Below are 12569 nucleotides of genomic sequence, written 5' to 3'. Positions count from 1 at the left end.
TAAGACTTGTGCCAGTCGCCTCCTTGGGCAACTGCGAACCGGCAAGCCTAACAGCTTGATTTGCAATGAATTAATACCGAAATCGCAGGTCGTCCGTCGTTTTTGGAATAAGCGCATGTCGCTGTTGGCAATGCATCTGGCGCAATGGGGACGCGGGCGGTCGCTGACAGACGAGGACTGTCACACTTATTTGTTAGCGTCGATGTCTTTGAATCAGGGAGAAGAGGCTTATGAAGTTTGCACCGAAATTTCTGGCTGTCGCACTGACTGTGGGCATGGGCCTGGCTACTCAGGCGTTCGCCACCGACCTGAAACACTGGCCGGCGGATCAGGCCAAGGCACTGGACGCGATGATCGCCGCCAACGCCAACAAGGGTAACTACGCGGTGTTCGACATGGACAACACCAGTTACCGCTACGACCTCGAAGAGTCGTTGCTGCCGTTCATGGAAAACAAGGGCCTGATCACCCGCGACAAACTCGACCCTTCGCTGAAACTGATGCCGTTCAAGGACACCGCCGACCACAAGGAAAGTCTGTTCAGTTACTACTATCGCCTCTGCGAAGTCGACGACATGGTCTGCTACCCGTGGGTGGCGCAGGTGTTCTCCGGCTTCACCCTCAAAGAGCTCAAGGGTTACGTCGATGAGCTGATGGCTTCGGGCAAACCGGTGCCGGCGACTTATTACGAAGGCGATGTGGTCAAGAAACTCGACGTCAATCCGCCGAAGATCTTCACCGGCCAGCAAGAGCTGTACAACAAGCTGATGGAGAACGGCATAGAGGTCTACGTGATGACCGCCGCCTCGGAAGAACTGGTGCGTATGGTCGCGGCGGATCCGAAGTATGGCTACAACGTCAAACCGCAAAATGTCATCGGCGTGAGTCTGCTACTCAAGAACCGCGAGACCCATGAGCTGACCACCGCACGCAAGCAGATCACCGCTGGCAAATATGACGAGAAGGCCAACCTTGGCCTCGAACTGACCCCGTACCTTTGGACCCCGGCCACCTGGATGGCTGGCAAGCACGCGGCGATTCTCACTTACATCGACGAATGGAAGAAACCGGTACTGGTTGGCGGCGATACCCCGACCAGCGATGGTTACATGCTGTTTCACGATGTCGACGTGGCCAAGGGCGGGATTCACTTGTGGGTCAACCGCAAGGACAAATACATGACTCAGCTGAACGGCATGATGGCCAAGCATGCAGCGGCGCAGGCGAAAGAAGGGTTGCCGGTGACGGCGGACAAGAACTGGGTGATCGTCAAGCCAGAAGAAATCCAGTAACAGATACAGGGCCAGTGTGGGAGCGAGCCTGCTCGCGAAAGCGTAGTGTCAGTCACCTTCTCTGTTTCTGACATACCGTATTCGCGAGCAGGCTCGCTCCCACAGTTTGATCTGCCGTGACTTTGGGATTTCGGTCAGACACAAAAATGCCCCGCACTCAGGCGGGGCATTTTTTTATTCGACGCTTAAGGCTTAAAGCCCGTCGAGCATCGCTTTGTTACGCACAGCACCTTTGTCGGCACTGGTCGCCAGCAGGGCGTAGGCCTTGAGGGCGGTGGTCACTTTGCGTGGACGCACTTCAACAGGCTTCCAGCCTTTCTTGTCCTGCTCGGCGCGGCGTGCCGCCAGTTCTTCGTCGCTGACCAACAGGTTGATCGAGCGGTTCGGAATGTCGATCAGCACCTTGTCGCCGTCCTGCACCAGGCCGATCGCGCCGCCGGCGGCGGCTTCTGGCGAAGCGTGGCCGATGGACAGACCCGACGTACCGCCGGAGAAACGGCCGTCGGTGAGCAGCGCGCAGGCTTTGCCCAGACCTTTGGATTTCAGGTACGAAGTCGGGTAGAGCATTTCCTGCATGCCCGGGCCGCCTTTCGGACCTTCGTAGCGAATGATGACGATGTCGCCTTCCTTCACCTCGTCAGCGAGGATGCCGCGTACGGCGCTGTCCTGGCTTTCAAAGATCTTCGCGTTGCCTTCGAAGACGTGGATCGACTCGTCAACACCGGCGGTTTTCACCACGCAGCCATCGAGAGCGATGTTGCCGTACAGCACGGCCAAACCACCTTCTTGCGAATAGGCGTGTTCGAAACTGCGGATGCAGCCGTTTTCACGGTCGTCATCCAGAGTTTCCCAACGGGTCGACTGGCTGAACGCCGTCTGCGTTGGAATACCGGCAGGACCGGCCTTGAAGAAGTGGTGCACGGCTTCATCGCTGGTCTGGGTAATGTCCCACTTGGCGATGGCTTCTTCCATGCTGCGGCTGTGCACGGTCGGCAGGTCGGTGTGCAGCAAACCGCCGCGGGCCAGCGAGCCGAGGATGCTGAAGATGCCGCCGGCGCGGTGCACGTCTTCCATGTGGTACTTCTGGATGTTCGGTGCAACCTTGCACAGTTGCGGCACGCTGCGCGAGAGACGGTCGATGTCGCGCAGGTCGAAATCGATCTCCGCCTCTTGGGCGGCAGCGAGCAAGTGCAGGATGGTGTTGGTCGAACCGCCCATGGCGATGTCGAGCATCATCGCGTTCTCGAACGCCTTGAAGTTGGCGATGTTGCGCGGCAATACCGATTCATCGTTCTCGCCGTAGTAGCGCTTGCACAGCTCGACGATGGTGCGGCCAGCCTGCAGGAACAGTTGTTCGCGGTCGCTGTGGGTGGCGAGGGTCGAACCGTTGCCCGGCAATGCCAGGCCCAGTGCTTCGGTCAGGCAGTTCATCGAGTTGGCGGTGAACATGCCGGAGCACGAGCCGCAGGTCGGGCAGGCGCTGCGCTCGTATTCAGCGACTTTCTCGTCAGAAGCGCTGGCGTCGGCGGCGATCACCATGGCGTCGACGAGGTCGAGGCCGTGGGAAGCGAGTTTGGTCTTGCCGGCTTCCATCGGGCCGCCGGAAACGAAGATCACCGGAATGTTCAGGCGCAGAGCAGCCATCAGCATGCCCGGGGTGATCTTGTCGCAGTTGGAAATGCAGACGATGGCGTCAGCGCAGTGGGCGTTGACCATGTACTCGACGGAGTCGGCGATGATTTCGCGGCTCGGCAGCGAATAGAGCATGCCGTCGTGGCCCATGGCGATGCCGTCATCCACGGCGATGGTGTTGAATTCCTTGGCCACGCCGCCGGCGCGTTCGATTTCACGGGCGACCAGTTGGCCCAGATCCTTCAGGTGCACATGGCCCGGCACGAACTGGGTGAACGAGTTGGCAATGGCGATGATCGGCTTTTTGAAGTCGTCATCTTTCATCCCCGTGGCGCGCCACAGTGCGCGGGCACCGGCCATGTTGCGGCCGTGGGTGGATGTTTTCGAGCGGTAATCTGGCATGGAGCACTCCGGGCGGCTAATCAGGTATCAAAGGGGAGTGAGCTTCTATAGACGTCTGGAACACTCAGAAATGACCGTGTGTCCGTGAAGTTGCCGATGACGTTGCGGGATCGCCGCTGGTCTCAGCCTGAGCTCATAAACCCGCCGGGGGATGAATGGCGATGAATCAGCCGATTCTACACCGCTGGCGTCTGGAGGGAATGGCGCAAAGCGTTGTTCCAGTGCAGACGGCGTATTTGAAATGACGACCGGCGGCTTTAATCACCGCCGGTCTGCGCGACGACACCGGCCTCAAGGTTTCTGGCGCGACGGCTGAGCCGGTTGTTGAGCACCAGCGCGATCGCGCTCAGCAACACAAAGCTGTAGCCCAGCGTCGATTGCAGATTGGCCGGACTGAGACTGATCAACGCGCTGATCAGCCCGCCACTAATAAAGATGATCGTACTGCCCGCCGAGGCCGAGGTGCCGGCGTTTTCGGGAAACAGGCTCATGGCCCGAGAGGTGGCGGCGGGGCGGGCAATGGTGGTGCCGGCGGTGCAGATCAGCATCGGAATCAACACCGTGGCCGGCGCCAGCGCATGATTGGCTGCCAGGTACAGCATTGCCAGTCCCGACAGCAGTATCAGGCTCAGACCGCTGAAGATTTGCTGAGCCGGTGTGATCCGTCGATTGAGTACTGCGGCGAGGATCCCGCCGACAACGTAGGCCGCACCGTAAACCAGCAGAATCAGTGAAAAGTCATAAGGCGCGAGCTGCAGTTGATCCATGAAAATCAGCGGCGAAATCACGATGAACGAGAAGTGGCAGGCGAAGGCAAACGCCGAAATCAGCCAGTAGCTGACAAATTCGAAGTCGCCCAATACGCGTCGGTAGGACTGAATGACGCCGATCGGCGAACCACCCGAGGCTGGACGGCTGCTCGGTAAAAACAGCCAGGCCTTGATTAGCACCATGGCGGACAGCGCAGTAAAGACCCAGAAGCTGCCGCGCCAACCGAGTGTGGCCTGGAGAAAGGTCCCGGCCAGCGGCGACACCGAGATGAATATTCCGGTCGCCGTGACCATCAGGATCCGCAACCGGTCGCGTTCCTCACCTTCGAACAGATCCTGCACTAGCGCCTGGGATAGCACGAAACACCCACAGCCCAAGGCCTGCATCACCCGAAATACCAGGAACAGCGTGTAATCGGAGGTCATCACGCAACCGAACGCACCCAGCATCGATACGCTCATGCCGGCGAGTAACAGGCCCTTGCGGCCGATCACGTCTGAGAGGGGGCCAATCAAAACCTGGGCAAACGCGATTCCCACGGCGAACAGGCTGATGGACAGTGCGATGTCTGCCGGTGAACGGAGAAAGTGCGTCGCCAGTGCCGGAAAGGAAGGCAGCAGAACATCCAGTGGAAACACACCCAGCAGCACCATGGTCAGCAACAGGCTGACAGCGGCGCGGCGCTGTCGGGCGGTTGCCACGGATTGTCCTTTATCCATCGATCAGTCCTGCCTTGGCGAAAAGTTTCTGGTTATGGGGGAGCGCGAAAAAACCGGCCTTGCGCAGTGCCTCCAGTGTCGCGATGGCGCCTGACCGTGCACGCGCACGATTGGCCTGCACCGATGCCATGCCACCGACGATCTCCGTCACCTCACTGTCAGCGATGCCGGCTCCTCGCAGACTCTGTTGCAGCCAGCGTTCGTCGGCTTCGAAAAAAATCCCGATGATCTCCAGCAGTGTTCGGCTTACAAACGTACGCTGGCGGCTGTTCATCGACAGCCAGAAATAATGGAACACTTCGCTGAAGTAACGACTGTGGCGGGCTTCGTCGGTCAGATGGTCGCGCAGCATGTCGTTCACGCTGGACACCAGGCTGTCGCGGCAGACATCCAGCAGCTCCCGGGCAATGATGGTTTCCGAGACGAAGCCGAGCAGAAACCATGCCAGTGGCCGGTTGTTTTCCGGGGTGCGGGCGATCAGTGCGTTGAGGCGGCTGATGCGCTTCGGAAGCGTCGGACGTCCGCTGAACCCGTAGAACGCGGCGATTTGCTCGGCGAGACGATTGGAGAACAGCGCGTGATAACCCTCGTCGGTGTAGAGCTGCAGCGCGGCGTGCTTCATCGGCAGAGGTACGTAAAGGGGCAGTTCCCGGTGCACGATGACTTCCACTGCACGATTGACGATGCGGTGTTCGAGCAAGGTGGTGTAATCGAGAAAATGCACCAGATGGTTGGCTGCCAGTCGATGCTGTACGTCGCGCCCCGCCGCCTGGATGGCCGGATGTGCCAGATAAGGCAGAAATGCCGGTGGGAACCAGTGGCGGGTTTGCAGTTGCAGCGGCACATCGTCGGGCAATTGATAGTCATGAGTACTGCTGCGCACCGAGGCCCGGTTCTCCCAGTCTCCCAAGGTAAATTTGAGCGCCCAGGACACCGGCGCTTGATCCGGGTCGGCGATCGACAGGGTCATGCCTGTCCCTCGCGCAACAGTTCGCGCATTTCGGCGCACATCACTTGCCCGTCGCTTTGTCCACAGCCAACAAAGAACAGTGGTTGTTCAGCGCTGCCCTCGAGATTGAGCAGTGCTTCGACCTGCTGGTCGGCAAATGCACCGGTCAGCCAGGTGTTGAGGCCCAGTGCCGTGGCGACCAGTTGAAAGGTTTGCGACAAATGGCCTGCTTCAACGAAGGCCATGCGATAGGCCCGCGAGTGTTCGTACTTCCACCAGAGGCGGTCAAAACGGGCGGTGATGAACAACCCTAGCGGCAGGTTGTTGATGAAGTGCTGCCCGCCGAGCAATTGGCCCAGCGCTGGTTCAGGCAGGGGATTAATCCGGCTCAGGGTGTGATCGGCCGGATGATAGACATAGATACCGGGCTCCAGGCCGTCGACGTTCTGCGCCAGCAGAAAGCCTTCGCAAGCGTTCAGGCCCCCCGCGGACGGACTGCTTCGCCGAGCGCTGAGCCCTTGGACGATGCTGTCGTCGCGATCATGGTCGCGTTCATGGAGATAGCCGAGGGAGAGATAAAGCAGGGTGCCGACGTCATTCAGGGTTATCGCTGCGCCCGTGTAGGAGCGGCAGGTTTTGCGCTGGAGCAGCACATTTCCCAGGCTGTCGTCATTCAATGCGCACGGCGCTGGCAGGGTTATACGCTGTTCGGTTTCAAGCGTCGGGCGATCTGTCGCGGGCGCTGGAGTGGCCAATACTTCATTGCAATGCGCGAGATATTGTCGGGACCACTCGTGAATATTCTGTGGGGTATGTTCGCTGGGAATGTTTTGCGTGCCGACGTGATAAATCTTCGACAGCTCGTCCCAGCCCCATTGCGGATTGTCTGTTTTTGAAACGGTTAGAATGTCCGCACTCAATAGTTGTGTGTCTATTATGTTGTGGGTGTCGAACAGTTCGGGGTTGTTGATTAGTTGTGCAAGGCGAGTTGCGTAGTTAAGGTCGAGTTCGTGTTGTGTATGGTTTTTATAGTTCCACACAACTTGTCCGGGAGAACGCGGCAATATGAATAAGTAAGGATTGATGTGCATGTAGGTTGATTCACTCTGGAAAAAGTCAAAAAGGACGCCGGGATGCCGGCACTCCACAGCGTCCTGACTTACTTAGCGGGCTTTAGGGGCAACCAGAAAAGCCAGGTTTGCGATTTTTTTACTTTCCAGAGAAATACTTTTCATGATGTGAACTCCTTGTTCATTGATAGTTGAAGTCACCTCGTGGTGACAACTTCATAATAGTTTGTAATGGATTATTGGCAAGGGGATATTAAGTAGGAAATTTCCAGTAATTTTGTCGGAGCAATCTTTAGTAGGGAATGAACTTGTAGGGTAAGTTTCAGTAATTAAAAGGCGTAAGGAAATTTCCTGCATGTGTGCGGGAATATAATTGTAGGAAGTCGAGGGAGATAGCGAAGGGAAGGGCGGTGCCTGAAACCAAAACGGGGAGCCTGCTGGCTCCCCGTTATCCGCGAAATCAGCTGTTGGGCAGCAGGCGGCAGGTGATGCTCTTGATGTAGCGGGTTTCGGCGATGGCAGGGTGCACCGGGTGATCCGGGCCCTGGCCGCCACGCTCGAGCAGCTGGATATTGCGATCCAGATGACGGGCGCTGGTCAGCAGAATGTTCTGCAGGTCATCTTCCGGCAAGTGCATCGAGCACGACGCGCTGACCAGGATGCCGTCCTTGTTGAGCAGGCGCATGGCTTGCTCGTTCAGGCGACGGTAGGCGCCTTCGCCGTTTTTCATGTCTTTCTTGCGTTTGATGAACGCTGGCGGGTCGGCCACGATCACGTCGAAGCGCTCTTCGCTGGCTTTCAGTTCTTTCAGGGCTTCGAAGACGTCGCCTTCGATGCAGGTCATCTTGTCGGCGAAACCGTTCAGCGCGGCGTTGCGTTCAACACCGTCGAGGGCGAAAGCCGAGGCATCGACGCAGAACACTTCGCTGGCGCCGAACGCCGCAGCCTGCACGCCCCAGCCTCCGATGTAGCTATAGAGGTCGAGGACGCGTTTGCCTTTGGCATAGGGGGCCAGGCGTGCACGGTTCATACGGTGGTCGTAGAACCAGCCGGTTTTCTGACCCTGAATGACCGGAGCTTCGAACTTCACGCCGTTCTCTTCCAGCGCCACCCACTCCGGAACCAGGCCGAACACGGTTTCGACGTAGCGATTGAGGCCTTCGGCATCACGGGCGGCGGAGTCGTTCTTGAACAGGATGCCGCTTGGCTTGAGCACTTGGGTCAGGGCCGCGATCACGTCATCTTTATGCGCTTCCATGGTCGCCGAGGCGATCTGCACCACAAGGATGTCGCCGAAACGGTCAACGACCAGGCCTGGCAACAGGTCGGAATCACCGTAGACCAGACGGTAGAACGGTTTGTCGAACAGGCGCTCGCGCAGCGACAGGGCTACGTTCAGACGGTGCACCAGCAGCGATTTGTCCAGCGCAACTTTAATGTCGCGCGACAGCAGGCGGGCGCAGATCAGGTTGTTCGGGCTCATCGCCACGATGCCCAACGGCTTGCCGCCGGCGGCTTCGAGGATGGCCTGGTCACCGGCGTGGAAGCCGTGCAGCGGCGTGGCGGCTACATCGATTTCGTTGCTGTAGACCCACAGGTGACCGGCGCGCAGGCGACGGTCGGCGTTGGCTTTGAGGCGCAAGCTAGGCAGGGACATGACGTCGCTCCGGAAAAAAGAGCGGGAGTATAGCGTGTTGCGACTTGTGCCGGGTTTGATGAGCGATGAAACGCTGATGGCCTCTTCGCGAGCAGGCTCGCTCCCACAGGGGATTTGTGACTGACACAAGACCCATGTGGGAGCGACGATTCGACCTGCTTGCGAAGGCGGTTGTGAGTACTACGCAGACAGTGCGTTGATCAGCTCCTTGCTGAATGCCGGAATATCATCCGGCTGACGGCTGCTGATCAGGTGACCGTCCTTGACCACTTCTTTATCGACCCAGTTGGCCCCGGCATTCACCAGGTCATCCTTGAGCGTTTTGTAACTGGTCATGGTCTTGCCGTTAACCAGTCCGGCGGAAATCAGCAGCCAGCCGCCGTGGCAGATCACCGCTATCGGTTTGCCGGCAGACGCGCCAGTCTTGACCAGGTGCTGGGCGTCCTGATCGATGCGGATGGTGTCGGAGTTCTGCACGCCGCCCGGCAGGACGATCGCGTCGTACTGCTCGCTGCTGGCGCTCTGGAAAGTCTGGTCGACCTCGAAGTCGTCCGCCGGTTTGTCGTGGTTCCAGCCTTTGACCTTGCCGGCCTCGGCGGAAAGGATGTCGACTTGCGCGCCCGCTTGCTCCAGTGCCTGCTTGGGACCGGTCAGTTCGACCTGTTCGAAACCGTCTGTTACTAAAATGGCGACGCGTTTGCCGTTGAGGGAAGTGGCCATCGATAAGCTCCTGAGTCTGTGGGAGTTTGCCGCCGCAATGGGCCGGAGTGACCCGTTGGGCATTACAGATTCCGAAGCCTGGGCGTGAATGAAAGTTCCTGACAATTGCCCACTGGTGTGTCGTTGTGCGGTTTTTAGAGGTTAGAATCGCCGCCTGTCCCAGAGTGTGTACTTATGTCCCAAGAGCTGACCACCGAACAGATTCAACAATCGCTGCAAGGCATCAGCGTGCCTGCGCAACCGCAGATCATGGTGGATCTGCAAATGGAGCAGTACATGCCCGACCCGGACCTGGAGGTGATCGCCAGGCTGATCTCCCAGGATCCCGGCCTGTCCGGCTCGCTGCTGAAAATCGTCAACTCGCCGTATTACGGCCTGAGCAACAAGATCACCTCGATCCAGCGTGCGGTGAACCTGTTGGGCAGCCGTTCGATCATCAACCTGATCAACGCGCAGTCGATCAAGGGCGAGATGAACGACGACACCATCGTCACCCTCAACCGTTTCTGGGACACCGCCCAGGACGTGGCGATGACCTGCCTGACTCTGGCCAAGCGTATCGGCACTCAGGCCGGCGATGAGGCGTATGCCTTGGGTCTGTTCCACGACTGTGGCGTGCCGCTGATGCTGCAGCGCTTTCCTAACTATATGTCGGTGCTGGAAACGGCCTACGCCAATGCCAGCGCCGAATGTCGTGTCGTCGACACCGAGAACAGCGAGTTCAACACTAACCACGCCGTGGTCGGCTACTACACCGCCAAGTCCTGGCGCCTGCCGGAGCATGTCAGCGCGGCGATCGCCAATCACCACAACGCCTTGGCAATTTTCAACGATGAGTCTTCGCGCAACAGTCAGCTGAAAAACCTGCTGGCGATCCTGAAGATGGCCGAGCACATTTGTGCGTCTTACCGCGTGTTGGGCAACCAGACCGAAGATTTTGAATGGAACGCCGTCGGGCCGTTGGTACTCGATTACGTAGGGCTGTCGGATTACGACTTCGAAACCCTCAAACAGACGATCCGCGACCTCGGCGCGCATTGATTCGAGGACCCTATGCCTGAACTGCCGGAAGTCGAAACCACCCGTCGCGGGATTGCCCCGCACCTGGAAGGCCAGCGTGTCAGTCGGGTGATCGTGCGTGACCGGCGGCTGCGCTGGCCGATCCCCGACGACCTCGATGTGCGCCTGTCGGGGCAGCGCATCGTGCTGGTCGAGCGCCGCGCCAAGTATCTGCTGATCAACGCCGAAGTCGGCACGCTGATCAGCCATTTGGGCATGTCGGGCAATTTGCGTCTGGTCGAAGTCGGTTTGCCGGCGCTCAAGCATGAACACGTAGATATCGAACTGGAGTCGGGGCTGGCGCTGCGCTACACCGATCCGCGCCGGTTCGGTGCGATGTTGTGGAGCAACGACCCTCTCAATCATGAACTGCTGATTCGCTTGGGGCCTGAGCCACTCACCGATCTGTTCGATGGCGAGCGCTTGTTTCAGCTATCGCGCGGGCGGTCGATGGCGGTCAAGCCGTTCATCATGGACAACGCAGTGGTGGTCGGGGTCGGCAATATTTATGCGACCGAAGCGTTGTTTGCCGCCGGGATCGATCCGCGCCGCGAGGCCGGGGGCATTTCCCGGGCGCGATATCTGAAGCTGGCGATCGAGATCAAACGCATTCTGGCCGCCGCCATCGAGCGTGGTGGCACGACGTTGCGAGATTTCATTGGCGGCGACGGCCAGCCGGGCTATTTCCAGCAGGAACTGTTTGTCTACGGCCGTGGTGGTGAACACTGCAAGGTCTGCGGCACCGGTTTGCGAGAAGTGAAGCTGGGTCAGCGCGCCAGTGTGTTTTGCCCGCGCTGCCAGACCTGAGGCAAAAAGCTGAAAAAGTCCTACGGTCTATAGTGAGTGGTCTCACTGTTCAGCCCGAAGGATCGTGCCATGAAGTCCTTGCAAGTCCTCGTTATTGCGCTGCTGCTGTGTTCCAGTCTGGCGGTTCAGGCCTCGGAAAACGGCAGCGGTGACCCGCGCTACACCCTCCAGAATCCACCGGCCTACGCCATGCTCGGCGACTTGCTGATTGCCCGACCTTTATTGGTGGTGGCGACGGTGATCGGTGCGGGGGCGTTTGTCGTGTCGTTGCCGTTTACCGCACTGGGTGGCGGGATTGGTGATGCTGGGCAGGCGTTGGTGGTCGATCCGGCGAAAGCGGCGTTTGTGCGCTGTCTGGGGTGTACGGGGGAGGGGTTTGAGCAGCGTGAGTGAGCTGATCAGGGATTTGCGCAGAAGCTGATGGCCCTTTCGCGAGCAGGCTCGCTCCCACAATTTGAAATGCATTCCAATGTGGGAGCGAGCCTTCCCGCGAAGAGGCCCGAAAGAGCGCTATAAAGCTGTTTAATCAGGCCTTGCCGGTAATCTTGCGGTATTTCTCCATCAACTGTTCTTCAGTTTCCGGATGCGCTTCGTCCAGTGGAATGCAATCCACCGGGCAGACCTGCTGGCATTGTGGTTCGTCGTAGTGGCCGACGCACTGGGTGCACAGGTTCGGGTCGATCACATAGATCTCTTCGCCTTGGGAGATGGCGGCGTTCGGGCACTCGGGTTCGCAGACGTCGCAGTTGATGCAATCGTCGGTGATGATCAGGGACATGCTAACTCCAGCCGGGGCGGTAGGCCCGGGCGCTATAAATCAATGCGCGCAATTGTGCCGCATTGGCGAGCGCAGTGCACGCGGCTGCGATCAAGGGCACGAGACCGCAATCTTTTAAAAGCAAAAGATCGCAGCCTTCGGCAGCTCCTACTTTTTGAAGCGTAGGGTCAGTGCGTCGGCCACGGCCGGGTGGACGAACTTGCTGATATCGCCGCCCAGCGCGGCAATTTCCCGCACCAGCGTCGAGGAAATGAACGAATAACGCTCGGATGGGGTGAGAAACAGGCTCTCCACATCCGGGGCCAATTGACGGTTCATGTTGGCCAGCTGGAATTCGTATTCGAAGTCCGACACCGCACGCAGACCGCGCAGGAACACATTGGCGTTCTGCTCTTTGGCGAAGTGCGCCAGCAGCGTCGAGAAGCCGACCACTTCCACGTTTGGCAGGTGTTTGGTGACCTCGCGAGCCAGTTCGACCCGTTGTTCCAGCGGGAACAGCGGGTTTTTCTTCGGGCTGGCAGCGACCGCAATAATCACGTGGTCGAACAGGCGCGAGGCGCGTTCGACCAGATCGCCATGGCCCTTGGTAATAGGGTCGAAGGTACCTGGGTACAACACTCGGTTCATCGCGTCGTCCTGGCGGGAGTCCGTTGGGGAGTCGGATGGTATCGCAGCCGTCCCGGTCGGCCAAGTCGCCTGTTGGGTAAGAAAGC

Annotated in this window: 12 protein-coding genes; 4 read left to right on the top strand and 8 right to left on the bottom strand. The window is 58.8% G+C overall.

Going from position 1 to position 12569, the window contains the following annotated elements; all coding sequences use genetic code 11:
• Window positions 1–230: 230 nt before the first annotated feature.
• A complete protein-coding gene (locus BK670_RS26990) occupies window positions 231–1292 on the top strand; it encodes an HAD family hydrolase (protein ID WP_123454378.1) in 1062 nt (353 codons plus the stop codon).
• A 192-nt stretch (window positions 1293–1484) separates the two neighbouring features.
• Here BK670_RS26990 and ilvD read toward each other — a convergent pair whose 3' ends face one another.
• The 6 genes from ilvD to BK670_RS26960 form a co-directional block, all read right to left on the bottom strand.
• Window positions 1485–3326 (bottom strand): dihydroxy-acid dehydratase, encoded by a 1842-nt coding sequence (gene ilvD, locus BK670_RS26985; RefSeq protein ID WP_123454375.1) that lies wholly within the window; start codon window positions 3324–3326, stop codon window positions 1485–1487.
• 257 nt (window positions 3327–3583) lie between these two features.
• Window positions 3584–4816, bottom strand: a complete 1233-nt coding sequence (locus tag BK670_RS26980) for an MFS transporter (protein WP_123454373.1) — start codon at window positions 4814–4816, stop codon at window positions 3584–3586.
• Window positions 4809–5786, bottom strand: a complete 978-nt coding sequence (locus BK670_RS26975; protein ID WP_123454371.1) for a diiron oxygenase — start codon at window positions 5784–5786, stop codon at window positions 4809–4811. The genes BK670_RS26980 and BK670_RS26975 overlap by 8 nt, the downstream gene beginning before the upstream one ends.
• A complete protein-coding gene (locus BK670_RS26970; RefSeq protein ID WP_123454369.1) occupies window positions 5783–6856 on the bottom strand; it encodes a SagB family peptide dehydrogenase in 1074 nt (357 codons plus the stop codon). The genes BK670_RS26975 and BK670_RS26970 overlap by 4 nt, the downstream gene beginning before the upstream one ends.
• A 439-nt stretch (window positions 6857–7295) precedes the next feature.
• Entirely contained in the window at window positions 7296–8492 is a 1197-nt protein-coding gene (locus BK670_RS26965; RefSeq protein WP_123454367.1) for a class I SAM-dependent rRNA methyltransferase, read from the bottom strand.
• Window positions 8493–8672: 180 nt separating this feature from the next.
• The gene (locus tag BK670_RS26960; protein ID WP_123454365.1) at window positions 8673–9212 is read right to left on the bottom strand and encodes a type 1 glutamine amidotransferase domain-containing protein; all 540 of its coding nucleotides are present in this window, start codon (window positions 9210–9212) and stop codon (window positions 8673–8675) included.
• Between the two features lie 228 nt (window positions 9213–9440).
• Between BK670_RS26960 and BK670_RS26955 the strand changes: the two genes are divergently transcribed.
• The 3 genes from BK670_RS26955 to BK670_RS26945 all read left to right on the top strand — a co-directional run bounded on the left by BK670_RS26955 (window position 9441) and on the right by BK670_RS26945 (window position 11471).
• A complete protein-coding gene (locus tag BK670_RS26955) occupies window positions 9441–10253 on the top strand; it encodes an HDOD domain-containing protein (protein WP_185036839.1) in 813 nt (270 codons plus the stop codon).
• Window positions 10254–10265: 12 nt separating this feature from the next.
• Window positions 10266–11078, top strand: a complete 813-nt coding sequence (gene mutM, locus BK670_RS26950) for a bifunctional DNA-formamidopyrimidine glycosylase/DNA-(apurinic or apyrimidinic site) lyase (protein WP_123454361.1) — start codon at window positions 10266–10268, stop codon at window positions 11076–11078.
• A 69-nt stretch (window positions 11079–11147) separates the two neighbouring features.
• Window positions 11148–11471, top strand: coding sequence for a multidrug transporter (locus BK670_RS26945; protein ID WP_123454359.1), 324 nt, complete (start codon window positions 11148–11150; stop codon window positions 11469–11471).
• 133 nt (window positions 11472–11604) lie between these two features.
• On the opposite strand, the gene BK670_RS26940 is transcribed toward BK670_RS26945, so the two are convergent.
• Together BK670_RS26940 and coaD are read right to left on the bottom strand one after the other, a co-directional pair.
• Entirely contained in the window at window positions 11605–11856 is a 252-nt protein-coding gene (locus BK670_RS26940; protein ID WP_003195146.1) for a YfhL family 4Fe-4S dicluster ferredoxin, read from the bottom strand.
• Window positions 11857–12003: 147 nt separating this feature from the next.
• A complete protein-coding gene (coaD, locus tag BK670_RS26935) occupies window positions 12004–12483 on the bottom strand; it encodes a pantetheine-phosphate adenylyltransferase (protein ID WP_003229157.1) in 480 nt (159 codons plus the stop codon).
• Window positions 12484–12569 lie beyond the last annotated feature (86 nt).

The organism is Pseudomonas fluorescens, assembly GCF_003732425.1.
Lineage (GTDB): Bacteria > Pseudomonadota > Gammaproteobacteria > Pseudomonadales > Pseudomonadaceae > Aquipseudomonas > Aquipseudomonas fluorescens_BE.
The sequence above is the reverse complement of the archived record's forward strand: the minus strand, read 5'-3'. Positions and strand labels throughout refer to the sequence as shown.